Annotated in this window: 20 protein-coding genes; 12 read left to right on the forward strand and 8 right to left on the reverse strand. The window is 72.0% G+C overall.

Translation table 11 applies throughout. The features are described 5' to 3' along the window. Positions 1 to 43: 43 nt before the first annotated feature. The 7 genes from OG598_RS32020 to OG598_RS32050 form a co-directional block, all read right to left on the reverse strand. Positions 44 to 1,159, reverse strand: a complete 1,116-nt coding sequence (locus OG598_RS32020; protein WP_328652293.1) for an acetate/propionate family kinase — start codon at positions 1,157 to 1,159, stop codon at positions 44 to 46. Then, the gene (pta, locus tag OG598_RS32025) at positions 1,156 to 3,225 is read right to left on the reverse strand and encodes a phosphate acetyltransferase (RefSeq protein WP_328652294.1); all 2,070 of its coding nucleotides are present in this window, start codon (positions 3,223 to 3,225) and stop codon (positions 1,156 to 1,158) included. The genes OG598_RS32020 and pta overlap by 4 nt, the downstream gene beginning before the upstream one ends. 92 nt (positions 3,226 to 3,317) lie before the next feature. After that, complete coding sequence (locus OG598_RS32030) at positions 3,318 to 3,503, reverse strand: DUF6104 family protein (RefSeq protein WP_030490374.1); 186 nt, start codon at positions 3,501 to 3,503, stop codon at positions 3,318 to 3,320. Positions 3,504 to 3,664: 161 nt separating this feature from the next. After that, entirely contained in the window at positions 3,665 to 7,447 is a 3,783-nt protein-coding gene (locus tag OG598_RS32035) for a multifunctional oxoglutarate decarboxylase/oxoglutarate dehydrogenase thiamine pyrophosphate-binding subunit/dihydrolipoyllysine-residue succinyltransferase subunit (protein ID WP_328652295.1), read from the reverse strand. A gap of 277 nt (positions 7,448 to 7,724) precedes the next feature. Next, positions 7,725 to 8,537 carry an ABC transporter permease gene (locus OG598_RS32040; protein ID WP_196929680.1) on the reverse strand — a complete coding sequence of 271 codons (813 nt, stop codon included), beginning with the start codon at positions 8,535 to 8,537 and terminating at the stop codon, positions 7,725 to 7,727. Then, a complete protein-coding gene (locus tag OG598_RS32045) occupies positions 8,534 to 9,469 on the reverse strand; it encodes an ABC transporter ATP-binding protein (RefSeq protein ID WP_112737578.1) in 936 nt (311 codons plus the stop codon). The genes OG598_RS32040 and OG598_RS32045 overlap by 4 nt, the downstream gene beginning before the upstream one ends. Before the next feature lie 142 nt (positions 9,470 to 9,611). Further along, on the reverse strand, positions 9,612 to 10,259 hold the full coding sequence (locus OG598_RS32050) for a hypothetical protein (protein WP_328652296.1): 648 nt from the start codon (positions 10,257 to 10,259) through the stop codon (positions 9,612 to 9,614). A 159-nt stretch (positions 10,260 to 10,418) separates the two neighbouring features. Between OG598_RS32050 and OG598_RS32055 the strand changes: the two genes are divergently transcribed. The 9 genes from OG598_RS32055 to OG598_RS32095 all read left to right on the forward strand — a co-directional run bounded on the left by OG598_RS32055 (position 10,419) and on the right by OG598_RS32095 (position 19,775). After that, the gene (locus OG598_RS32055) at positions 10,419 to 11,192 is read left to right on the forward strand and encodes a GNAT family N-acetyltransferase (protein ID WP_328652297.1); all 774 of its coding nucleotides are present in this window, start codon (positions 10,419 to 10,421) and stop codon (positions 11,190 to 11,192) included. Next, the gene (locus OG598_RS32060) at positions 11,189 to 12,127 is read left to right on the forward strand and encodes a lysophospholipid acyltransferase family protein (protein ID WP_328652298.1); all 939 of its coding nucleotides are present in this window, start codon (positions 11,189 to 11,191) and stop codon (positions 12,125 to 12,127) included. The genes OG598_RS32055 and OG598_RS32060 overlap by 4 nt, the downstream gene beginning before the upstream one ends. A gap of 116 nt (positions 12,128 to 12,243) precedes the next feature. Further along, a complete protein-coding gene (locus OG598_RS32065; protein WP_328652299.1) occupies positions 12,244 to 13,068 on the forward strand; it encodes a DUF4097 family beta strand repeat-containing protein in 825 nt (274 codons plus the stop codon). Further along, positions 13,065 to 13,676 (forward strand): PadR family transcriptional regulator, encoded by a 612-nt coding sequence (locus tag OG598_RS32070; protein WP_328652300.1) that lies wholly within the window; start codon positions 13,065 to 13,067, stop codon positions 13,674 to 13,676. The genes OG598_RS32065 and OG598_RS32070 overlap by 4 nt, the downstream gene beginning before the upstream one ends. A gap of 86 nt (positions 13,677 to 13,762) precedes the next feature. Next, positions 13,763 to 14,464 carry a response regulator transcription factor gene (locus OG598_RS32075; RefSeq protein ID WP_030336721.1) on the forward strand — a complete coding sequence of 234 codons (702 nt, stop codon included), beginning with the start codon at positions 13,763 to 13,765 and terminating at the stop codon, positions 14,462 to 14,464. Next, the gene (locus OG598_RS32080) at positions 14,461 to 16,020 is read left to right on the forward strand and encodes a sensor histidine kinase (RefSeq protein ID WP_328652301.1); all 1,560 of its coding nucleotides are present in this window, start codon (positions 14,461 to 14,463) and stop codon (positions 16,018 to 16,020) included. Before OG598_RS32075 ends, OG598_RS32080 begins: the two co-directional genes overlap by 4 nt. Before the next feature lie 62 nt (positions 16,021 to 16,082). Further along, a complete protein-coding gene (locus tag OG598_RS32085) occupies positions 16,083 to 17,720 on the forward strand; it encodes a trypsin-like peptidase domain-containing protein (RefSeq protein WP_328652302.1) in 1,638 nt (545 codons plus the stop codon). A gap of 179 nt (positions 17,721 to 17,899) precedes the next feature. Further along, positions 17,900 to 18,571, forward strand: a complete 672-nt coding sequence (locus OG598_RS32090; protein ID WP_210785378.1) for a BON domain-containing protein — start codon at positions 17,900 to 17,902, stop codon at positions 18,569 to 18,571. Positions 18,572 to 18,719: 148 nt separating this feature from the next. Beyond that, a complete protein-coding gene (locus OG598_RS32095) occupies positions 18,720 to 19,775 on the forward strand; it encodes a glycosyltransferase family 4 protein (RefSeq protein WP_328655496.1) in 1,056 nt (351 codons plus the stop codon). A gap of 18 nt (positions 19,776 to 19,793) precedes the next feature. Here the strand turns inward: OG598_RS32095 and OG598_RS32100 are convergent, their stop codons facing one another. Beyond that, entirely contained in the window at positions 19,794 to 21,293 is a 1,500-nt protein-coding gene (locus tag OG598_RS32100) for a protein kinase domain-containing protein (protein ID WP_442931425.1), read from the reverse strand. A gap of 165 nt (positions 21,294 to 21,458) precedes the next feature. Between OG598_RS32100 and OG598_RS32105 the strand changes: the two genes are divergently transcribed. Genes OG598_RS32105 through cutA form a run of 3 tightly spaced genes read left to right on the forward strand, consistent with a single transcriptional unit; the run spans position 21,459 to position 23,638 of the window. Then, positions 21,459 to 22,292 (forward strand): patatin-like phospholipase family protein, encoded by an 834-nt coding sequence (locus OG598_RS32105; protein WP_145789337.1) that lies wholly within the window; start codon positions 21,459 to 21,461, stop codon positions 22,290 to 22,292. After that, entirely contained in the window at positions 22,292 to 23,296 is a 1,005-nt protein-coding gene (locus OG598_RS32110) for a 1-acyl-sn-glycerol-3-phosphate acyltransferase (protein ID WP_328652304.1), read from the forward strand. The genes OG598_RS32105 and OG598_RS32110 overlap by 1 nt, the downstream gene beginning before the upstream one ends. A gap of 21 nt (positions 23,297 to 23,317) precedes the next feature. Further along, complete coding sequence (cutA, locus tag OG598_RS32115; RefSeq protein WP_091406014.1) at positions 23,318 to 23,638, forward strand: divalent-cation tolerance protein CutA; 321 nt, start codon at positions 23,318 to 23,320, stop codon at positions 23,636 to 23,638. Positions 23,639 to 23,657 lie beyond the last annotated feature (19 nt).

Consider the following 23,657-nt stretch of genomic DNA (forward strand, 5'->3'; position numbering starts at 1 on the left):
GCGCGCACCCTCGGGCCTCCCGGGGGTGCGCGCCTCAGTGGCGTCAGGCCGCCCCGACCACGTCCCGGGTCTGCCGGGCAATTTCCCGCTCCTCGTCGGTGCGGATGACGCAGACGCTGACCTCGGCGCCGTCGGGCGAGATCAACCGGTCGCCCTCGCCGTCGTTGCGGGCGTCGTCCACAGTGATGCCGAGCCGGCCCAGGCCGGCCAGCGCGGCGGCTCGCACCGGCGCGGCGTGCTCGCCGACCCCGGCGGTGAAGGTGATCGCGTCGACCCGACCGAGCAGCGCGTAGTAAGCCCCGACGTACTCGGTGATGCGCCGGCAGTACACGTCGAAGGCCAGCGCTGCCGCCCGGTCACCGGCCGCCCGGCGTTCGAGCACCTCGCGCATGTCGTTGGCGCCGGTCAGCCCGAGCAGGCCGCTGCGGTGGTTGAGCAGGTCGTCGATGTCGTCCACCGACAGCCCGCCCTCGCGGCGCAGGTGGAAGATCACGGTCGGGTCCACGTCGCCGCTGCGGGTGCCCATCACCAGCCCCTGCAACGGGGACATGCCCATCGAGGTGGCGATGCTGCGACCGTTCGCCACCGCGCAGGCGCTGGCCCCGTTGCCCAGGTGCAGGGTGATCGTGTTGACCTGCTCGTACGGGCGGCCCAGCAGCTCTGCGGTGCGCCGGGACACGTACGCGTGTGACGTGCCGTGAAAGCCGTACCGGCGGATGTCGTACCGCTCGGCGGTTTCTCGGTCGATCGCGTACGTCGCGGCGGCCTCCGGCAGGGTGTGGTGGAACGCGGTGTCGAAGACGGCGACCTGTGGGACGTCCGGCAGCGCCGCGCGGGCCACCTCGATGCCGGCCAGGTTGGCCGGGTTGTGCAGTGGGGCGAGTGGCACCAGATTCTTGATCGCGGCCAGCACCGCGTCGTCGACGAGTACCGGCGCGCTGAACGTCCGGCCACCGTGCACCACCCGGTGTCCGACCGCCGTCAGCCCGGTCAGGTCCAGCCCGTCCAGGATCTGCCGGACCGCCTCGGCGTGGTCCGCCGGGCCGCCACCGGGCTCACCGATCCGCTCGACGGTGCCGTGGTCGAGTGCCCGCTCACCGTCGTAGCGGCGCCACTTCACCGACGACGAACCGCAGTTGAGCACCAGTACCCGACTCACGACGCCTCCTCGGTGGCCGCCTGGATGGCGGTGATCGCCACGGTGTTGACGATGTCCGGCACCGTGGCGCCCCGCGACAGGTCGTTCACCGGCCGCCGCAGGCCCTGCATGACCGGGCCGACGGCGACCGCCCCGGCCGAGCGCTGCACCGCCTTGTACGTGTTGTTGCCGGTGTTCAGGTCCGGGAAGATGAAGACCGTGGCGTGCCCTGCGACGGGGCTGTCGGGCAGCTTCGTGGCCGCCACTGCCGGGTCGATCGCCGCGTCGTACTGGATGGGCCCCTCGACCAGCAGGTCGGGCCGGCGCTCCCGGACCAGCGCGGTGGCCGCGGCGACCTTCTCCACGTCGGCGCCCGCGCCGGAGCTGCCGGTCGAGTACGACAGCATGGCCACGCGGGGTTCGATGCCGAACCGTGCGGCGGTGTCGGCCGACGAGATCGCGATGTCGGCGAGCTGGGCCGCGTCCGGGTCGCGGTTGACAGCGCAGTCGCCGTAGACCAGCACCCGGTCGGCGAGCAACATGAAGAAGACGCTGGAGGCCACCGAGACGTCCGGCAGCGTACGGATGATCTCGAACGCCGGCCGGATGGTCGCGGCGGTGGTGTGCGTAGCGCCGGAGACCATGCCGTCGGCGCGGCCGGTGGCCACCATCAGCGTGCCGAAGTAGTTGGGCTGCGCGACGATGTCGTGGGCCAGCTCGGCGGTGACGCCCCGGTGGGCGCGCATCCGGGTGTATTCGGCGGCGAAGTCGTCGCGCCACTCGCTGGCGCCCGGGTCGACCACCTGCACGTCGCCGAGGTCGATGCCCAGCTCCCGGGTGCGTCGGGCGATGTCGTCCGGCCGGCCGAGCACCGTCAGCTCGGCCACTCCACGCCGTAGCAGGATCTCCGCCGCGCGCAGGATCCGCTCGTCGGTGCCCTCCGGCAACACGAGGTGCCGGGGTTTCGAGCGGGCACGGTCGATCAGCTCGTTCTCGAACATCAGTGGCGTGACCCGCGTCGACCGGCTGACCCGCAGCCGACGGGCCAGGTCGTCGGTGTCCACACAGCGCTCGAACGCGCCGAGCGCGGCCTCCACCTTGCGGGGATTGGTCGCGCTGGGCCGGCCCTCGATGCGACTGGACGCGGCCACCGTGTCGTAGCTGTCGGTGCGCACGGATAGCACTGCCAACCCGGTGTTGAGCCCCTCCACCAGACGCATGACCCTCGGGTCGGGCTGCTCGCCGAGGGTGAGCACCAGCCCAGCCACCGACACCTGCCCGGCCACGTGCGCGGCGCTCGCGGCGACGAGCAGGTCGGCCCGATCCCCGGGGGTGATCACCAGGGCGCCCTCGGTGAGGTGGCCCAGCAGTGTCGGCACGTGCGCCGCGCCGACCACGAAGTCCAGCACGTCGCGACCGAGGGCGGCGTCGTCCCCGGCCAGCAGGGTGGCGCCGAGCGCCGCCGCCACCTCGGCCACCGTCGGCGCGGACACGCTCGGCACCTCCGGGATGGCGTACGCGGGGACCGGCAGCTCAGGCAGCGTCATCGGCTCGGTCACCCGGTTGGCGATCACCGCGAGCACAGTCGCGCCGAGGTCGGCCAGATCGTGGTACGCCCCCCGCATCGCCGACGCGACCGCCGCCGGCTCCTGCCCGAAGCCGTCCACGACCGGCACCACCACGCTGCCGAACTCGGTGGCCAGCCGGGCGTTGAAGGCCAGTTCCCGGGGGTGGGCCGGGTCGCCCGGCTCGTCGAAGTCACTGCCCACCACCACCACAGCCGGGCACTGCCGCTCCACCGCCCGGTAGCGCTCGACGATGGCGGAGATGAGCTGCTCCCGTCGGCCGTCGGCGACCAGCGCCGAAGCCTCGGCGTAGCTCGCGCCGGCCAGTTCGGACAGCGGCACCTCGACCCGGTAGCGCTCGCTCAGCAGGGCGAGGATCGGGTCCTGGCCGGTGTCGGCCACCAACGGCCGGAACACGCCGATCCGCCCGACCTGGCGGGACAGCAACTCCGCCAACCCGAGGGCAATCGTCGACTTGCCCCCGCCGGACCCCACGCTGGTGAGGTAGACACTCCGAGCCACGTTCCCACCCCCTGCCCGTTGATCAAGAAGTTTGCGTCAGCTCCGGCCCCCATCGTGACCGAAACTTCTTGATCACCGGGTGCGGAACGGGGTTAGGCGTCTTCGTCGTCGGGGTCGTCTAGGCGAGCTAGGTAAGTGGCCAGGCGCTCGATGGGGGTTTCGAAGTCGGGGTTGAGGTCGACGAAGTCGCGCAGGCGCTCGCCTAGCCACTCCAGCGTGACCTGCTCTTCGCCCCGGCGCTCGACCAGCTCCTCGATGCCACGGTCGGTGAAGTACATGGGTACGTCCTTGTGCTCGGCCCGGTCCGGCTAGGGCGGCCGGGCGGGTGCTGGGTGGATGGTCGGCCGGCCGGCCGGCGGGCGAGCCGGCGGGACCTACGAGAGCCGGGGCAGGACCGCTGTGAAAACGGCCCTGCCCCGGCTTCCGTGCTCAGGTCAGGTCACGGGCGGGGGAGAGCCGCCTCGATCAGCGCGTTCTGCTCGACCTCGTGGGTCTTGGCCGAGCCGACCGCCGGGGCGGCCGCGGCCGGGCGGGAGATCCGCCGCAGCCGAACGTCGGTGAGGTGCTCCAGCAGGTTGAGCGCGACGAACGACCAGCCACCCTGGTTGGCCGGCTCCTCCTGCACCCAGGCGAAGTCCTCCGCGTTCGGGAACTGCGCGAGGGCGGACCGGATCTCCTCCACCGGCAGCGGGTACAGCTGCTCCAGCCGGAGGATCGCGGTGTCGGTGACGCCGCGCTCCTGCCGGGCCTGGAACAGGTCGTAGTAGACCTTGCCGGAGCAGAGCAGCACCCGCTTCACCGCCTCCGGCGCCGGGGCGGCCGTGTCGCGCAGCACCGGCTGGAAGGTGCCGGTGGTGAAATCCTCCACCGACGAGACGCAGAGCTTGTGCCGCAGCAGCGACTTCGGCGTGAACACCACCAGCGGCTTGCGCTTGGGCGACAGGGCCTGGCGGCGCAGCAGGTGGAAGTAGTTCGCCGGGGTCGTCGGGATGGACACCCGCATGTTGTCCTCGGCGCACATCTGCAGGAACCGCTCCGGCCGGCCGGAGGTGTGGTCCGGGCCCTGACCCTCGTGGCCGTGCGGCAGCAGCAGGGTGATGGCGGAGCGCTGGCCCCACTTCACCTCACCGGACGAGATGAACTCGTCGATCACCGACTGGGCGCCGTTGACGAAGTCGCCGAACTGGGCCTCCCAGGCGACGAGGGCGTTGATGTTCTCCACCGAGTAGCCGTACTCGAAGCCCATCGCCGCGTACTCGCTGAGCAGCGAGTCGTGCACGAAGAACCGGGAGCGGTCACCGTCGCCGGTGAGCGACTTCAGCGGCAGGTAGTCGTCGCCGGTGCGGGAGTCGACGACGGAGGCGTGCCGCTGGACGAACGTGCCGCGACGAGAGTCCTGCCCGGCGAGCCGGACGGTGACCCCGTCGTGCAGCAGCGCCCCGAGCGCGATGATCTCGCCGAAGCCCCAGTCGATGTTGCCTTCGACGGACATCTTGGCCCGCCGGTCCAGCAGCTGCTGGATCCGCTTGTGCGGGGTGAAGCCCTCCGGCAGGTTGATGTGCGCCTCGCCGACGGCCTTGACCACCGACGCGTCGGTGGCGGTGTCGACCTGGGGCTCCGGCTCCTCCTCGCGGCGCGGCCGGTTGAGCTGGCGCGGTGCCGAGGCGGCGTCCCGGGTGGCCTTGAAGACCTTCTCCAGCTGCGCCTGGTAGTCGCGCAGCAGCTCCTCCGCGTCCTCCACGGTGATGTCACCGCGACCGATCAGCTCCTCGGTGTAGAGCTTGCGGACCGAGCGCTTCGAGTCAATGATCTTGTACATCTGGGGGTTGGACATCGACGGGTCGTCGCCCTCGTTGTGCCCGCGCCGGCGGTAGCAGACCATGTCGATCACGACGTCCTTGTTGAACGTCTGCCGGTATTCGAAGGCCAGCCGGGCCACCCGGACCACTGCCTCCGGGTCGTCGCCGTTGACGTGGAAGATCGGCGCCTGGATCATCCGGGCCACGTCGGTGCTGTAGAGGCTGGACCGGCTGTACTCCGGGGCGGTGGTGAAGCCGACCTGGTTGTTCACCACGACGTGCACGGTGCCGCCGGTGCGGTAGCCGCGCAGCTGGGACAGGTTGAGCGTCTCGGCGACCACGCCCTGCCCGGCGAAGGCGGCGTCACCGTGCACCGCCAGCGGCAGCACTGTGTAGCCCTCCAGCTTGAGGTCGATCCGGTCCTGCTTGGCCCGGACGATGCCCTCCAGCACCGGGTCGACGGCCTCCAGGTGCGACGGGTTGGCCACCACCGACACCTTGACCGCGTGCTCGCCGTCGGGGGTGGTGAACTTGCCGTTCTGACCCAGGTGGTACTTCACGTCGCCGGAGCCCTGCGTCGAGCGCGGGTCCAGGTGACCCTCGAACTCCGAGAAGATCTTCTCGTACGGCTTGCCGACGATGTTCGCCAGCACGTTGAGCCGACCCCGGTGGGCCATGCCGATGACGACCTCGTCCAGCCCGTTCTCGGCGGAGGACTCCAGCACCTCACCGAGCAGCGGGATCAGCGACTCGCCGCCCTCCAGCGAGAAGCGCTTCTGGCCGACGTACTTCGTCTGGAGGAAGGTCTCGAACGCCTCGGCGGCGTTGAGCCGGTTGAGCACGTGCTTCTGCTCGTCGGCGGACGGCTTCTCGTACTTGCGCTCGATCCGTTCCTGGACCCAGCGCCGCTCCTCCGGGTCCTGGATGTGCATGTACTCGATGCCGACCCGGCGGCAGTACGAGTCGCGCAGCACGCCGAGGATCTCGCGCAGCTTCATCCGCTGCCGGCCGGCGAAGCCGTTGACCGGGAACTCGCGGTCCAGGTCCCACAGGGTGAGCCCGTGCTGGAGGACGTCCAGGTCGGGGTGCTTGCGGATCTTGAATTCCAGCGGGTCCGTGTCGGCCATCAGGTGACCGCGCACCCGGTACGCGTGGATCAGCTCGTGCACCCGGGCGGTCTTGTTGATCTGACCCTCGGAGTTGACAGCGACATCGCGCATCCAGCGCACCGGCTCGTACGGGATGCGCAGCGCGGTGAAGATCTGGTCGTAGAAGCCGTGCTCGCCCAGGATCAGCTCGTGCATCACCTTGAGGAACTCGCCGGACTGCGCGCCCTGGATGATCCGGTGGTCGTACGTGCTGGTCAGCGTGATGATCTTGCTGACCGCCAGCTCGGCCAGGGTGGCCTCGGACATCCCCTGGTAGGGCGCCGGGTACTCCATCGCGCCGACGCCGATGATCGCGCTCTGCCCCTGCATGAGCCGCGGCATCGAGTGCACGGTGCCGATGCCACCCGGGTTGGTCAGCGAGATCGTGGTGCCGGAGTAGTCCTCCATGGTCAGCTCGTTGCGCCGCGCCCGTCGGACCACGTCCTCGTACGCCTGCCAGAACTGCCGGAAGTCCATCTGCTCGCAGCCCTTGATGGAGGGGACCACCAGGTTGCGGCTGCCGTCCGGCTTGGCGAGGTCGATCGCGATGCCGAGGTTGACGTGTGCCGGGCGGAGCACCGCCGGCTTGCCGTTGGCCTCGGTGAAGGAGTTGTTCATCTCGGGGTGCTGGACCAGCGCGCGCACCATCGCGTAGCCGACCAGGTGGGTGAAGCTGACCTTGCCGCCCCGCCCACGGGCGAGGTGGTTGTTGATCACGATGCGGTTGTCCACCAGCAGCTTGGCCGGGACCGCGCGCACGCTGGTAGCGGTGGGCACGCTCAGCGAGGCGTCCATGTTCTGGACGATCTTCGCCGCGACGCCCCGCAAGGGCGTGGTCTGCGGGCCGTCGGCACTCGGCGCGGCGGCCTTGGCGGCCGGCTTGGCCGGCGCGGTCTTCTCGGGCGCGCTCTTCTCCGGGGCGGTCTTCCCCGGGGTGGCCTTCGTGGCCGGAGCGGCGGGCTTGGCCGGCGCCGGTTGGGCGGCGGCCGGCTTGCTCGCGGTAGCGGGCTTGGCCGGGGCGCTCGGCTGGGCGACGGTGGCGGCTGCCTCCGGCTGACCGTCCGGCTCCGGGGCGGCGGCCGGCTTGTCAGACGATTCGGCGCCGCGCGGGGTGCCCGCGCCCGGTGCCGGTCGGTAGTCGGCGAAGAAGTCGTGCCAGGCCGAATCGACGCTCGATGGGTCGGCGAGGTAGCGCTGGTACATCTCCTCGACGATCCACTCATTCGGGCCGAAACCCGCCAGTGGGTTCTCCTGCGAAGTCTGCTGGGTCGACACGGCCGGTAATCGCCTCTTTCACGCGGGTTTGTGTGGCACGCGGTGGGTCCGTCGCGCCCGATTAGGAGCACGGACTAGACGGCTCCCAGGCTACGCCGTACCGATCCCGCAGGCATTTCCGCCTCGGTCCCGTGGCCGGTTTCACAGAAGATGCCAGAAGTTCAGCAACGCCTGCGCGCACCGTGTCGAACTGATACCACTCGGCCGGTCGCCGCGGGTGACGCCCCGGCCCCGGGGCGGCCAGCGTGTGGTCGCCGCCCCGGGGCCGCAGAGGCCATCAGGCGATGTCGCGCCGCCGGGTGAGCAGGATTCCGGCGATTCCGCTGACCAGCGCGTAGCCGATCAGCACCAGGGCCCCGACCCACCAGGACGGTGTGAACTCCGAGGTGCCCTCCGTGATCATGACCTGGGACGCCACAGCGGGCCAGACCACCTGCCACTTGAGCACCGCCTGGCTGTCGAGCACGTTCGACAGGAGCAGGAACAGCAGACCCACCACCTGGGTGCCGATCAGATAGAGCACCGCCGCCGTGATCACCGCACCGAGCTGGTTGGTGATCAGCGTGCCGATGCCCACCCCGAGGATCGTCCAGATGGCGTAGGCCAGCAGGTTGAACAACAGCGCCCGCTGCACCGGCCACTCACCGAGCTGAGTGCCGTAGTCGTTCGCGGACAGGAAGATCGCGCCGGCGGCCAGGTCGATGAGCGTGGTCGCCAGCCAGAACATGAAGCCGAGCAGGCTGGCCGCGACGAGCTTGCTGACGATGACCGACGTTCGCCGGGGAGTCGTCAGGAACGTCGTGGTCGCGGTCTGGTGGAAGAACTCGTTGGTGACCATCAGGATGCCGATGAGCATCACGAACATCAGCCCGAGGTACTGGCCCGAGGTGTAGAGGTTCGCCGCCTGCGCCGGCGCGGTCGCCTGCTCGGCGCTGACGCCGATCTCTTCGGCGTCGCCGCCGAGCGTCGTGACCAACAGCCACGCGTTGATCGCGAACGCCAGGGCGATCGAGAGGAACGCGCCGAGGGCCAGCCACCACCAGGTGCTGGTGGTACGGATCTTGAGTAGCTCGGATCGGACCAGGTTCATCGGATGCCCGCCTTTCCGGCCGTCAGCTCCAGGAAGACCCGTTCCAGATCGGGCCGTTCGGTGGTCAGTTCGTGCAGCTCGACCCCGGCCGCGAGGGCGGACCGGCCGATCGTCGGGGCGTCCACCCCGCCGACCAGCAGCACACCCTGCTCGTCGGTCTCGATGGTCGCCGACTGCGCCTTGAGGGCGGCGGTCAACGCCTCGGCCTGCGGGGTGCGGACCCGGACCCGGGCGCCCTGGGCCATCGACCCGAGCACCTGGTCGACCGGACCCTGCCGGACCAACTGCCCGGCCGCGATGATCACCACGTCGTCGGCGAGGAGCTGCATCTCCGACAGCAGGTGGCTGGAGACCAGCACCGTACGACCCTCGTGGGCGAGGTTCTTGAGGAACCCACGCATCCACCGGATGCCCTCCGGGTCCAGCCCGTTGGCCGGCTCGTCGAGGATCAGCACGCGGGGGTCACCGAGCATCGCGGCGGCGATGCCGAGCCGCTGCTTCATGCCCAGCGAGTAACCCTTGAACTTGCGCTTCGCCGCCGGGGTCAGCCCGACCAGGGCCAGCGCCTCGTCGGCCCGCTGCTTGGGCAGCCCGGCCGCCGCGCAGATGACCCGGAGGTGGTTGATGCCGGTGCGGCCCTTGTGCGCGCTGGACGCCTCCAGCACCGCGCCGACCTGCCGCAGCGGGTTGGCGAGGTCGGCGTACCGCTGGCCGCTGATGGTGGCCGTGCCGGCGGTGGGCGTGACCAGATTCAGCAGCATGCGCAGCGTGGTGGTCTTGCCTGCGCCGTTCGGGCCGAGGAAGCCGGTCACCCGTCCCGGCGCCACTGTGAAGGACAGGTTGTTCACCGCCCGGACGTTCTTGTACTGCTTCGTCAGACCGGACACCACGATCTGACCGTCGCTGGTGGGGCTTCGCTGCCCGTCAGTCATCGTTCTCCTCCCGTGTGTGGCGTCGAGGTACGCCGTGGCACAGCGTGACGGCCCGTGGCAACAAGGTCAATCAGGCGCGGTCGCTACGTTTGCCTCCGTCGCGGGGCGGACGCGACTCATCCCTGCGGACTACGGCCCTGGGTCAGCGGGCGATCCAGGTTGCCCGCGCCGCGCCGAGCAACGACCCGTCCGGGCCGTACAGGCTGGTGTGCACGAGCGCCTTGCGCCCATCGACGCGCAGCAACTCCCCGGTCACCACGCACTCGTCGCCCGGCCCGGGCAGCGCCGCGACCGCTGCGGCGATCCGACCCAGCAGGTACGGGCGGCCCGGCGCGAGCACCGCCCAACCGCCGGGGCAGTCCAGCGCGGCCCAGACCGTGGCCGCGCTGACCTGAGCGGGCGCGCGGAACGGCGCGGCGGTCCGGCCGTCGGGCAGCCGGCCGGGGAAGATCCGCAGCCCGTCGGCCCGCTGCGGCCCACAGACGTAACAGCTGGGGAACGGATGCTCGACCAGGCCGGGGTAGCGGGTCGCGGCGGCCACCGCCGTCTCCAGGTCGACAGGGGGTACGACGGCATCGATCACCTCGGCCGGGCGCACCTCGGCCACCAGCTCGCCGGCTGGGTCCCGGACCTCGCCGTCGACCAGCGTCAGCTCGGTCTCCAGCGGCGGTGGCCGACGCAGTGTCACCTCGACCGGCCCGCTGCCGCCCGCCTCGGCGGCGAAGATCCCCGCGCTCCAGCCGCCGTTGCCGGAACCGGCGGGCCCGTTGTAGCGGGTTTCGATGCGCATCGTCGACCTCCGGTGGTGCGGGTCGGCGCCTTCGCCGGCCTGGTCCGGCAGCCTCGCACGGTCCACGGCGGGCGTCGCTAGCGGTCTCGCCTGCCGGCGTTCATCCGATCGACACCGGTGGTCCCCGTGGATGGCAACCCGGGCACCTACACAGATCCCATGGCCGTTCTGCATGCCGCTGGCGCACCCCTGAAGACCAGCGGATACACCCTGCTGATCGCCGACGACCCCACCCAGGTCGCGGCCGCGCAACGCCTGCGCCACGAGGTGTTCGCCACCGAGCTCGGCGCCACCCTCCTTCCCGGCGAGGCCGGGTTGGACGTGGACCCCTTCGACGCGTACTGCGACCACCTGATCGTCCGCGAGGACAGCACCGGCGAGGTGGTCGGCACGTACCGGCTGCTGCCGCCGGGGCGTACCACCCGGCGCTACGCCGAGGACGAGTTCGACCTGAGGCCGCTCGACCCGCTCCGCGACGACCTGGTCGAGGCGGGCCGGTCGTGCGTGCACCCGGACCACCGCTCCGGCGCGGTGATCAACCTGATGTGGGCCGGCATCATCCGGTACCTGCACCTGCGCGGCTCCCGCTGGCTCGGCGGCTGCGCGTCGGTGCCGGTGGCCGACGGCGGGCGGACGGTGGCCGAGGTCTGGACCCAGGCCCGGGCCCGGCACCTGTCGCCGCCGCCGCTGCGGGTCCGCCCGTTGCGGCCCTGGTTCACCGAGGCGGCTGCCGCCGGCCCGGTCGCCGCCGCCCCGGCCGGTCGCGTGACGGTTCCGCCGCTGCTGCGTGGTTACCTCCGGCTCGGCGCGTGGATCTGCGGCGAGCCGTCGTACGACAGCGACTTCGGGTGCGCGGACTTCTACGTCCTCTTCTCCCTGGACCGGATGAACCCGCGCTACCTGCGGCATTTCCTCGGCGGTGAGCAGCGGTGACCGCCGTGCCGCGCGACCTGTGGCGGCCCTGTTCGGGCTGCGACGACAACTGCCTGCCGGCGACCGGCGAGGTGCCCACGGTGCCGGTGGCCCGCCGGGTGCTCCGGCTGGTCGCCGCGCTCGGCATGCTTCTGGCCGGGATCCCGGTGGTGGCGCTGCTGCCAGTGCTCCCCACTCGGGAACGGCAGGCGCTGCTCAGCGGCTGGGCGCGGGCCACCGCGCGCGCCTTCGGCGTCCGCCTCCTGGTCCGGGGTCGGTTGCCCCGGCGGCGCGCGCTGCTGGTCGCGAACCACGTCTCCTGGCTGGACATCCTCGCGGTGCTGGCGGTCGCACCCACCCGGATGGTGGCGAAACGGGAGATCCGCTCCTGGCCGGTGGTCGGTCTGCTGGCCGCGGCGGCGGGCACCGTCTTCGTGGACCGCGCCCGGCCGCTGGCGCTGCCGAGGACCGTCGCCCGGGTCGCCGACGCGCTGCGCGCCGGGCGGTCGGTTGCGGTCTTCCCGGAGGGTACGACGTGGTGTGCCGGGAACGGCGCCACCGACTGCCGCCCCGGCGGTGGGTTCCGACCCGCCACGTTCCAGGCGGCCATCGACACGGGCAGCCCGGTGGTCCCGCTGCGGCTCACCTACAGCTGTGCGGCCACCGGGTCGACCACCACGGCAGCCGCCTTCCTCGGTGCGGACACCCTGTTGCGCTCGGTGGCGCGGGTGGTCGCGGCGCGGGAGCTGGTGGTCTCGGTGACGATCGCCGCCGCGCTGCATCCGGCCCGTGACGCCGACCGGCGGTTGCTGGCCCGGGCCGCCGAGTCGGCCGTACACCTGGTGCCGACGGCGGGTGCCGTGGCGCGGGCCCGGCTGCTGTCGGTGCCGACGGTGACCAGGGCCGTTCCCGTGCCGGCTCCGCTTGCCGATCGGGAGCTGGACCTGGCGGCCTGAGGGGGCACGTCGAGCCGGCGACCAACTCGCGACCTGTCTTGTGGTGTCGCGATGTATCGCGTTACAGTCTCCTCCTGTTCGGCGTGCCTCCCGCGCGTCGTCGAGAGGGGGACGCCATGGCCGGATGGACGGTCGAGAGCCCACAACGGCTCACACTGGACGCTCCGGTCGTCCGCCTGGACGTTCGACTGATCAGTGGGCGGCTCAACGTGGTCGCCACCGACGGGCCGACCCGGATCGACGTGACCCAGGTCGGCCGTCGGCCGGTCCTGATCGACCACACCGACGGTCGGCTCAGCATCCGTCAGGAGCGCGGGCGGGGCTGGTCGGACGTCCTGCGCTGGTTCCGGATGATCCACCGCTACCCCCGGGTGGACGTCTCCGTCGCAGTGCCCGCCGACGTCCTCGCCGATCTGGGGCTGGTCGCGGGCTCACTGGTCGCCTCCGGCCTGCGCCGGCAGACCACCGCCAACGTCGTCGCCGGCCAGATCACCCTGATGGGGCTGCGCGGCAGCACCTCCGCGAAGCTCACCTCGGGGCCGGTGGAGGCTCTCGGCGTCCGCGGCGACCTCACGGTGGAGACGGTCTCCGGGGAGGTGATCCTCGCCGACAGCGCCGCCGACCGGGTACGGGCACAGACCGTCTCGGGCGCCATCACCTGCGACCTGGACAACCCGAGGCGCAGCGAGATCCGGTTGACCACCATCTCGGGCAGCATCACCGTCCGGGTCCGCGCGGACAGCGACCTCGCCGTCCAGCTGAACACCGCCTCCGGCCGGATCACCAGCGGCTTTCCGCAGCTGCGCACCTCGACGTTCCCACTGCCCAGCAGCGAGGGAGTGCTCGGCGCCGGCGACGGTAAGCTCTGGGCTTCCGCGACCTCGGGGAGCATCGCCCTGCTCGCCCGAGCCGTCGACGACGATGGGGAGGAGCTGCCGTGACCGCCGTGTTCAGCCACGGGCGGCTCCGGCTCTACCTGCTCAAGCTCCTCGACGACGGCCCGAAGCACGGCTACGAGCTGATCCGCCTGCTGGAGGACCGCTTCCTCGGGCTGTACGCGCCCAGCGCCGGCACCATCTACCCCCGCCTGCAACGGCTGGAGGTCGAGGGTCTGGTCAGCCACACCGCGGCCGGCGGCCGCAAGACGTACGACATCACCGACGCCGGCCGGGCGGAGCTGCGCCAGCGGGCCGATGAGTTGACCGCGTTGGAAACGGACATCGCGGCCTCCGTGGCGGACCTCTCCAGCCTGGCCGGCGAGATCCGCAGCGAGGTACGCGGATCCGCACGCGACCTCAAACGGGAGTTGAGCGAGGCCACCCGGCAGACCCGGCGGGCCCGCTGGGAGGCGCCCGCACCGCCGCCCCGGCCGGCGTCGACCGCCGGGCCGCAGGCCGAGCTGCTCGACGAACTCGACAAGCGGCTGGCCGCGTTCACCGCCGAGGTGGGCCGGCTGATGCGCGCCCGACAGTTCAGCGACACCCAGCTTCGCACCGCGATCCGGCTGCTCGACGGCGCCCTGGACGGGCTGCGTCGCCTGCTGCGCTGACCGGCGCCGCCGGACGGTCGGCGACTCACAGCCTTTTTGCAGGAAGCGTCCAGCGCCGGCGCAGTGACGTCACCGATGATGGGCGCATGCCCGCTACCCAGACCGAGGCGCGACTGCTCGTCGTCGAGGACGACCCCAACATCCTCGAACTGCTCTCCGCGAGCCTGCGGTTCGCGGGCTTCGACGTGGCCACCGCGACAAGTGGAAGCGCGGCGCTCAACGCCGCCAAGGACCACCGGCCCGACCTGGTGGTACTCGACGTGATGCTCCCCGACCTGGACGGCTTCGAGGTCATCCGGATGCTCCGCGAGGGCGGCACGCGTACCCCTGTGGTGTTCCTGACCGCCCGGGACGCCACCGACGACAAGATCCGTGGGCTGACCCTGGGTGGCGACGACTACGTCACGAAGCCGTTCAGCCTGGAGGAGCTGACCGCCCGGATCCGCGCCGTGCTGCGCCGCACCACTACCGGCGAGCAGGCCCCGTCCCGGCTCACCTTCGCCGACCTGGAGTTGGACGAGGAGACCCACGAGGTGCACCGCGCCGGCCAGCGGGTGCAGCTCTCGCCGACCGAGTTCAAGCTGCTGCGGTACCTGATGCTCAACGCCAACCGGGTGCTGTCCAAGGCGCAGATCCTCGACCACGTCTGGAACTACGACTTCCGGGGCGACGACAACATCGTCGAGTCCTACATCTCGTACCTGCGGCGCAAGGTCGACACCACCCAACCCCGGCTGATCCACACCCTCCGCGGCGTCGGGTACGTCCTGCGCAAGCCGGCGGCGTGAACGCGGTCCAGCAGGCGAAGGGGCGGGTGCGCAGCGTTCCGTTGCGGGTGAAGCTGGTCACCTCGGTGCTCGCGCTGGTCGCCGTCGCGCTTCTGGTGATCAGCTCGCTGACCGCGTACTTCCTTCGCAACTACCTCGAGGGCCAGGTCGACGGGCAGGTCCGGTCGACCGCCCAGGGCCTCGGCCAGGTGCTTCTTCTGAAGCTGCGCAGCGGTGAGGTCGGCGCGGTGCTGCCCAGCGACTACGTCGTGATCGTGGCCGACGAGCGGCGGGTGTACGACCCCCAGTACGACAAGCGCAACTTCAACCCTGAGCAGCTGCCCACGTTTCCTGCCAGCCGTAAGGACTTCGAGGCGGCGGAGGGCGAGCCGCACACGGTCGTCTCACACGATCGACTCACCCGGTGGCGGGTCTACTACGCGGCTCAACCGGACGGCTCGGTGCTGGCCGTGGGTCAGCCGCTGACCGAGGTGGACCGGGCGGTGAAGCAGCTCGTCTGGATAGACCTCCTGGTCGGTGGCGCAGTGCTGATCATGCTGGCCTCGGTCGGCGCGGCGATCGTCCGGACCAGCCTCAAACCCCTCGTCGAGATCGAACAGACCGCCGCCGCGATCGCCGGCGGTGACCTGACCCGCCGGGTGCCCGACCCGGAGGAGGGCCAGGCCGAGCCAACCTCGGAGCTGGGCCGGCTCTCCCGTGCGCTGAACGCGATGCTCACCCAGATCGAGGCGGCGTTCACCGCCCGAGCCGCGTCGGAGACCTCGGCCCGGTGGGCGGAGAGCGCCGCCCGGGATGCCGCCGCCGCCGCTCAGGCGTCCGAGGCGCGGGCCATCCGCTCCGAGGAGCGGATGCGGCAGTTCGTCGCCGACGCCTCGCACGAGCTGCGGACTCCGCTCACCACCATTCGTGGCTTCGCCGAGCTGTACCGGCAGGGTGCGGCAAGTGCGCCGGAGCAGACCGCCGGCCTGCTGCGCCGGATCGAGGACGAGGCCGCCCGGATGGGGCTGCTGGTGGAGGATCTGCTGCTGCTCGCCCGGTTGGACATGGAACGGCCGCTCTCGCTGACCCCGGTGGAGCTGCCGGTGCTCGCCTCCGACGCGGTGCAGGCGGCGCGGGCGATGGCACCGGACCGGCGGATCGAGCTGGAGATCGCGCCCGAATCCGGCCCGCTCGTCGTCTCGGCCGACGACGCGCGGCTGCGGCAGGTGATCGGCAACCTGGTCACCAACGCGCTCACCCACACCCCACCAGAGGCCGAAGTTCGGGTACGGCTGCGCGCCGAACCGGGTGGCTCCGCCGTCGTGGAGGTGGCCGACACCGGCCCCGGCCTCTCGGCCGAGCAGGCGGAACGCGTCTTCGAGCGGTTCTACCGGGCCGACGCGGCCCGTACCCGGCGGGCCGACGGCAACACCGGCACCGGCCTCGGCCTGGCGATCGTGGCGGCGCTGGTCGCCGCCCACCACGGCTCGGTCGAGGTGGCCGAGACGCCCGGTGGCGGTGCCACGTTCCGGGTTCGGCTGCCGCTGCTGCCGCAGGTCGACGGAGCGGGCGAGTGACTTTCAGCCAACTTCCAGGACGGTTCCAGGTTGATTGCAGTGCGGAGGGAGAAGGTAGTGCCATGACCGAGTTCGAGTCCGACCCGCAGCGCCGGCCGGCCCCCACCGACGCCGAGCCGTCGCACCCCACCGCCGAGCTGCCGCGCGACGAGCGCGTGCAGTCCGACTCCCCGACCACTCCCGTACCGGTCGTCTCGACCGGCGGCGACCCGACGGTCGCCTCCACCACCGGTGACGCGGACGCCACCGCCGTCACCCCGACCGCCGCGCCGGTCGGGTACCCCGGTTCCGTCGCGCCAGTCGGCCAGTCGGCCGCCGCTTCGCCGACCGGGTACGAGCCGTCGACCGGCTACGAGCGCCCGGCCGCCGCCGCGTCCGCGCCGCCGTACCCGGTCTCCGGTCACCCGGCGCCCGGCCAGTCCGGCTACCCGCAGCCGGCCGCCGGCCACTACCCCGGTGCCCAGTGGTACCCGGGCCAGCAGTCCGGCTGGGCCGGCGGGGGCCAACCGGGCATGCCGTACGCCCAGCACCAGCAGCACCCCGGGCAGCACGCCCAGCACCCCGGGCAGCACCCGCACCACCCGGGCCAGCCGGTCCCGCCGTGGGGCCCGCAGGTCGCGCCGCCCGGCAGCGGCCCCCGGCCGGGTCGGATCGCCAAGTTCGCCGGTGCCGGTGTCGCGGTGTTCGCCCTGATGCTCGGTTCCGGCGTGGCCGGTGGGGCGCTCGCGCTCGCCCTCGACGGCGACGGCGGCGGCATCACCCGCACCTACTCCGCGGCTCCTGTGATCAATGGCGCCGACCTGCCGAAGATCGCCGCGTCGGTGCAGGACAGCGTCGTCTCGATCACCACCGACAGCGGTGAGGGCTCCGGGGTGGTGCTCAGCGCCGACGGGTACGTGCTGACGAACAACCACGTGGTCGCGTCCGCCGCCGGCGACGCCGTGCGCGTGGTCTTCGCCGACGGCAAGACCGCCGACGCGAAGATCATCGGCACCGACCCGAAGACCGACCTGGCCGTGGTGAAGGCCAACGGGGTGAGCGACCTCAAGCCGGCCAAGTTCGGCGACAGCGACGCCATGCAGGTCGGCGACCAGGTGCTCGCCCTGGGCAGCCCGCTCGGTCTGCAGGGTTCGGTGACCTCGGGCATCCTCAGCGCCCGGGACCGCACCATCCGGGCCGGTGAGGGTCAGCCGCAGGACCCGACCCAGCAGCAGGGCCAGCCGGTCAGCTCGATCTCCGGCCTGCTCCAGACGGACGCCCCGATCAACCCCGGCAACTCCGGCGGCGCCCTGGTCAACACCCGGGGTGAGGTGATCGGCGTCAACACCGCCATCGCGACCTCCGGGCAGAGCACCGGCAACATCGGTGTCGGGTTCGCCATCCCCAGCAACAAGGCCAAGGACGTCGCGGGCAAGCTCCAGCGTGGCGAGAAGGTCAGCCACCCGTCGCTCGGAGTCGGCGTCAACCAGGCCGAGGGCGGCGGCGCCCTCGTCGCGTCGATCACCCCGGGCAGCCCGGCGGAGAAGGCCGGCCTCCAGCGCGGCGACGTCGTCACCCGGTTCGGGGACAAGCCCGTCAACGACTCGGACGACCTGGTCGGCGCGGTGCAGGCCGGCAAGGTCGGCGACCGCGTCGAGGTGCAGTTCAAGCGCAACGGTGTCGAGAAGTCCGCGACCGTCACGCTCGCCGAGACGTCCTAACCAGCTATTTGTTCCTGCTTCCTCCCTCCGGCGGCGGGTGGCGGGGCCGAGGGGGTCGGCTCCGTCACCCGCCGCTTCTTTCCGCCCGGACGGCGGTTCACCCGGATCGGGTGAACCGCCGTCACCCGTCCGCCCGGCAGGTTTCGAGGGCGACGACCGGAACCGGGGGGTGGGGTGCCATGACCGAGGTGGTGGGTGTCCGCGACGACCAGCGGATCCAACGCGACGTCCTGGCCGAGCTGGCCTGGGACGCCCGGCTGCAACCGAACGAGATCGGGGTGACAGTCGACCAGGGCGTGGTCACCCTGACCGGATTCGTGGACGGTGCCGCCCGCGGCTGGGCCGCGACGCGGTGCGCGCAGCGGGTTCGCGGCGTACGGGCGGTGGCCGACGAGATGGAGGTGCGGCTGCCCGGCACTCCGGGGCGTACCGACGCCGAGGTCGCCAACGCCGCCACCCGCGCCTTGGAGTGGGACAGCTTCGTGCCCGCCGAACGGCTCGACGTGACAGTGGCCAACGGCTGGCTGATGCTGCGCGGTGAGGTCGAGTTCGGGTGGCAGCGGCGGGCCGCCGAGGGCGAGGTGCGCCGGCTCGACGGCGTACGGGGGATCACCAACCTGATCGAGGTACGACCCGCGGCGCCACCGGCAGCCGAGCGGCTGCGGCGGGACGTCCAGCGGGCGCTGCTGCGCACGCTCGGCGGCGAGCGGGTGACAGTCGAGGTGGACGGCGACACGCTGGTCCTCGCGGGCGTGGTCCGTTCCTGGTGGGAACGCGATCAGGTGGAGCGGGTGGCGTGGTCCGCGCCCGGGGTGCGGGTGGTCCACGACCAACTCCTGGTGGGCGGGTGATCGTCCGCCGTGTCCGGTTTACCTGGGACGCCACCGGGAAACCGCGGCCGACCGGCGGTGCCGCCGCACCGGGGAGCATCGGGGAGGACTCGTGGCCGTGAACCACTCGCCTGCGGGCCGCCCCGAGGAGCGGTCGCTGCGCATCGCGATGGTGGTTCCGCCGTGGTTGTCCGTACCGCCGCCCGGCTACGGCGGCCTTGAACAGGTCGTCGCCGCCCTGGTGGACGCGCTCTGCGGGCAGGGGCACTCGGTGACCCTGTTCGGCGCCGGAGGTGACCACGGCACGGCGGCCGACGGCTTCGTCTCCACGGTGGCCGAGGTCCAGTACGAGCGGCTCGGCGAGTCACTGCCCGAGCTGGCCCACCTGGCCCGGGTGAATCGGCTGATCAGCCCTGCCGACTTCGACGTGATCCACGACCACACCACCATCGGTCCGCTGGTCGCCGGCCGCCGGGCCGTGCCCACCGTCGCGACGGTGCACGGCAACCCGGTGGGGGAGTACGGCGACGTGCTGAGCGACATCGACGCGGGCGTCGCGCTGGTGGCCATCTCGCACGCCCAGCGCCGGCTGAACCCGAACCTGCCCTGGGCCGGCACCGTGCACAACGCGCTCGACATCCGCGGTTTCCCGCGCAAGCACACGCCCGGCTCGGGGCCGGTGCTGTGGCTGGCCCGGTTCAGCCCGGACAAGGGCCCGGACACCGCCATCCGGGCATGCCGGGCGGCGGGACTGCCCCTGCTGTTGGCCGGCAAGTGCAACGAGCCGGCCGAGCGCCGCTACTACGAGCAGGTCGTCGCGCCGATGGTCGACAAGGACGTGACAGTCGTGCTCAACGCGGACCGCGCGACGACGCTGCGGATGCTTGTCGACGCGCGCTGCCTGATCATGCCGATCCAGTGGGACGAGCCGTTCGGCATGGTGATGCTGGAGGCGATGGCCACCGGCACGCCGGTGGTGGCACTCGACCGGGGTGCGGTGCCGGAGCTGGTGCGGCCGGGGCTGACCGGGCTCGTCGTCGAGCGGTCTGAGGAGCTACCCGCGGCGTTGCTCGCGGCGGAGCGACTCGATCCGGAGGACTGCGTGGCGCACATCGCCCGGAACTTCTCGGTCGAGCGGATGGCGAGCGGCTACGCCGAGGTCTATCGGCGCTTCGCTCTCGGCCGGCACGACGTCCGTGAACCGGCCCGGGTGCCGGTGCGCTGACCCACCGGTGTCGCCGGGTCAGGCCCCTGTCGCGCCCAGCTCGGCGATGGCGGCGTCGAGCCGAGAGGCGTACGCCGGGCTGATGCCGCCCTCACCGAGACGGACGGCGACCTTCGCGCGCAGCCGGGCCACCGGCGGCGCCAGCTCTTCGCGGCCGGAGCTGACCGCCACTGTCAGGTTGCGCAGCTCGTTGCGCAGGTCAAGGGCCACGTCGTCGCGGATCTCGCCGGCGTTCAGCCCAGCGCCGATCAACCCGTCGACCCGGTTCGCGACCTCCGTGAGGGTGCCCGGGTTCGAGGTGGGCGCTCCGGTGGTCGGCTTCGTCGATGGTGCCGCGGTCGGCGGGGTCGACGTGATCGGCGCGGACGACTCGGGGGCCGGCGGGTCGGTCGACGCTGTCGTCGCCGGCCCTGCGGACGGCTGAGCCCGGCGGGTCGGCTGCTGTTCGGGCAGCAGGGTCACCCCGGCCACTGTCACCCCGACGGCCAGCACCAGCAGCAATACCAGCCGCCGTCGCGACCAGCCCGACCCGGTCGCCGGCTCGCCCGCGCCGGAGGAGGCTGCGCCGTCGGGGGTGTCTCCGTCCAGTCGCGCCTCCGCCGGGGCACTGACCGTCCCGACGACCGGCGACTGTGGTGGCAGGGGTTGGGTGGGCACCCGGATGGTCGCCGTCGGGGGCTCGGCGGGCAGCGAGTGGTCGCGAAGCGCGGTGGCGACCTGCCGGGCGGTCGGCCGCTCGGCCGGGTTCCGGGCGAGACTGCGCAGGCAGATCTGGGCCACCGGTGCGGGCAGGTCCGGTAGGTCGGCCAGCGTCGGCGGCGGACCACTGGCCAGCGCGGCGCTGAGCTGCTCCCAGGTGTCCGCCGGATACGGGACCCGGCCGGTGAGCGCCTCGTGCAGCAGCACGCCGAGCGAGTACACGTCGGTGGACGGTTGGGCCGGCGCACCGTCGAGGCGTTCCGGCGCGACGTACGCCGGGGTGCCGAAGGTCTCGCCGTCCTCGTCCTCGTCGGGCGCGCCGATCCGGGTGGCGATGCCGAAGTCGAGCACCTTGACGCCCGTCCCGGTCATCATCACGTTGGCCGGGGTGATGTCCCGGTGCACGATGCCGAGCCGGTGTGCGGCGGCCAACGCGTCGGCGACCTGCGCGCCCACCTGCACCGCCTCGGTCCACGGCAGCGGCCCCTCGGTGAGCCGCAGCTTCAACTCCTCGCCGCTGAGCAGCTCCATCACCACGAACGAGGTGATCGAGCCGTCCGGGTCGACAGTCTCGCCGTAGTCGTGCACCGAGGTCAGGTGCGGGTGCACCAACTGGGCGGCGGCCCGTGCCTCCTCGCGCACCATCCCCCGGAACCGCGCGTCCGCGGCGAGTGACGGTGCGAGCACCTTGAGCGCGACCACCCGGTCCAGGACCTCGTCCCGGGCACGCCAGATGACCGACATGCCACCGGCGCCGATCTGGTCCAGAAGTCGGTATCTGCGAGCCAGCAATCGGCCCGGATGCAGCGCTGCCTTCAACGATCGCACCTGCCTCAGGGGTGGGAGCGGTATCAGGTTGCGCGAATGCGTCCTGCCTGTCAACGCCGTCGCCACCGGCCGTCGACGGACGGTGCCTGCCGCGCGCCGACCGCCGGTCGACAGCGGCCCACCGGTCGGCGGCGGGCCCGTGCCAGGATGAGAGACATGGCGGGGGGACCGGTGGCGTTCGTGCTCGGCGGCGGGGGAGTGCTCGGCGCGGTCGAGGTCGGCATGTTGCGTGCCCTGTTCCGGGCCGGCATCCAACCCGACATGGTCCTCGGCACCTCGATCGGCGCGGTCAACGGCGCGCTGGTCGCCGCCGACCCGTCCGAGGCGGTGACCGACCGGCTGGTCCGGCTCTGGGCCTCACCGGAGGCGAGCGAGGTGTACGGCGACTCGGTCGCCCGGCAACTTCGCCGCTTCGCCGCCCGCACCCACCTGCACTCGCCCCGGCCGCTGCGCCGCCTGCTCGAGAACGAGTTGGGGGTGGACACCACCTTCGCCGACCTGCGGGTGCCGTTCCGGTGCTGCGCCGCCCACATCGAGCGGGCCGCCGAGCACTGGTTCGACAGCGGTCCGGTGGTGCCGGCGGTGATGGCGTCCGCCTCGGTGCCGGGCCTGCTCCCGCCGATGGAGATCGATGGCGCGCACTACGTGGACGGCGGCATCGTCAATTCCATCCCGATCGGCGAGGCGGTGGCCGTCGGCGCCCGCCGGATCTACGTCCTGCAGGTGGGTCGGATCGAACGGGAGCTGACCCCGCCCCGTCGGCCGTGGGAGATCGCGCAGGTCGCGTTCGAGATCTCCCGCCGGCACCGCTTCTTCCGGGAGCTGGCGGCGCTGCCGGAGGGGGTGGAGGTGCACGTCCTGCCGACCGGCGGGCTCAACCCCCGCGACGACACACCGTGGGCGTACCGGGACATGGCGGCGGTGGGACGACGGATCAGCCGCGCGTACACCGCCTCCCGGCGCTACCTCGCCACCCACCAGGAGCGTTGATGCCGCTGCCTCCCCGGTGGCTACGTCGGCTGCTGATCGCCCCCGCCGTCGTGCTGCTGGCCTTCCTCGTGGTCACCACGTTGCCGATCTGGGCGCTGCTCGCCGCAGCCGCGTCCCCGCTGGTCCCGGGCCGGTTGCGCCCGCTGCGACTGCTCTGGATCGGCTGCTTCTACCTGGTCTGGGACGCCGCCGCGCTGCTCGCGCTCTTCCTGCTCTGGGTCGTCTCCGGCTTCGGCTGGCGGGCCCGGTCACCGGCCTTCCAGCGAGCGCACTACGTGCTGGCCGGCTGGTTCCTGCGGGTGTTGTTCTGGCAGGCACGCTGGACTCTGCGCCTGAGCATCGACGTGGTGGGCACCGACCCGGACACGGCGCTGCCCGGCCGGCCCGAGCTGGTGCTCTGCCGGCACGCCGGGCCCGGCGACTCGTTCATCCTGATCCACGGGCTGGTCAACTGGTTCCACCGTGAGCCTCGGATCGTCCTCAAGGACAGCCTCCAGTGGGACCCGGCGATCGACGTGCTGCTCAACCGGCTGCCCAACCGGTTCATCGCGCCGACCCCGGAGCGCGGCGAGGAGACGGTACGCCAGGTCGGGCACCTCGCCGCCGGCCTGGACGACAACGACGCGTTCGTGATCTTCCCCGAGGGCGGCAACTTCACCCCCGTGCGACGGCTGCGCGCCATCGCCCGGCTGCGCTCCCTCGGCCTGGAAAGGATGGCCCTGCGCGCCGAGCGGATGCGCCACGTGCTCGCCCCGCAGCCCGGTGGGATGCTCGCCGCACTGGACGCCGCACCGGACGCCGGTGTCATCTTCGTCGCCCACACCGGGCTGGACCGGATGCTCACCGTCGCCGACGTGTGGCGGGAACTGCCGATGGACAAGCGGATCGTGATGAGGTTCTGGTCGGTGCCGCCGGAGGACGTACCGACCGGACGGCAGGAACGCATCGACTGGCTCTTCGATTGGTGGGCGCAGATTGATGCCTGGATCGCCGCTAATCGGTAGATGTCCGCGTAGGGTGCGGGCGTGGACGAGATCTGCGTGGTGACAACGGTGGTGGACGCGCGTTCGGTCGCCGACGTGCTGGCGGCTGCGGCCGTCGCCGGCAGGCTCGCCGCCTGCGCCCAGGTGGGTGGTCAGGTGGACAGCACCTACTGGTGGCGGTCCGGGATGGAGACGAGCACCGAGTGGTCGGTGCAGTTCAAGACCGCACCGGATCGGCTCACCGCGTTGCTGGACCAGATCCGGGTCAGCCACCCGTACGAGGTGCCGGAGATCCTGGTGTCCAGGGTGGAGAGCGGCAACCCCGACTACGCCACCTGGGTGTACGAGCACACCCGATCCTGAGTACGCGCACTCTGGGTCG

The sequence above is a fragment of the Micromonospora sp. NBC_00330 genome, from assembly GCF_036136635.1.
In the GTDB taxonomy this organism is placed as follows: Bacteria; Actinomycetota; Actinomycetes; order Mycobacteriales; family Micromonosporaceae; genus Micromonospora; species Micromonospora salmantinae.

Coding starts and splice junctions, on each gene's coding strand:
- OG598_RS32030 (WP_030490374.1), bottom strand. CDS start 3,503: ATGTACTTCACCGACCGTGGCATCGAGGAGCTGGTCGAGCGCCGGGGC.
- OG598_RS32040 (WP_196929680.1), bottom strand. CDS start 8,537: ATGAACCTGGTCCGATCCGAGCTACTCAAGATCCGTACCACCAGCACC.
- OG598_RS32045 (WP_112737578.1), bottom strand. CDS start 9,469: ATGACTGACGGGCAGCGAAGCCCCACCAGCGACGGTCAGATCGTGGTG.
- OG598_RS32050 (WP_328652296.1), bottom strand. CDS start 10,259: ATGCGCATCGAAACCCGCTACAACGGGCCCGCCGGTTCCGGCAACGGC.
- OG598_RS32055 (WP_328652297.1), top strand. CDS start 10,419: ATGGCCGTTCTGCATGCCGCTGGCGCACCCCTGAAGACCAGCGGATAC.
- OG598_RS32065 (WP_328652299.1), top strand. CDS start 12,244: ATGGCCGGATGGACGGTCGAGAGCCCACAACGGCTCACACTGGACGCT.
- OG598_RS32075 (WP_030336721.1), top strand. CDS start 13,763: ATGCCCGCTACCCAGACCGAGGCGCGACTGCTCGTCGTCGAGGACGAC.
- OG598_RS32085 (WP_328652302.1), top strand. CDS start 16,083: ATGACCGAGTTCGAGTCCGACCCGCAGCGCCGGCCGGCCCCCACCGAC.
- OG598_RS32090 (WP_210785378.1), top strand. CDS start 17,900: ATGACCGAGGTGGTGGGTGTCCGCGACGACCAGCGGATCCAACGCGAC.
- OG598_RS32095 (WP_328655496.1), top strand. CDS start 18,720: ATGGTGGTTCCGCCGTGGTTGTCCGTACCGCCGCCCGGCTACGGCGGC.
- OG598_RS32105 (WP_145789337.1), top strand. CDS start 21,459: ATGGCGGGGGGACCGGTGGCGTTCGTGCTCGGCGGCGGGGGAGTGCTC.
- OG598_RS32110 (WP_328652304.1), top strand. CDS start 22,292: ATGCCGCTGCCTCCCCGGTGGCTACGTCGGCTGCTGATCGCCCCCGCC.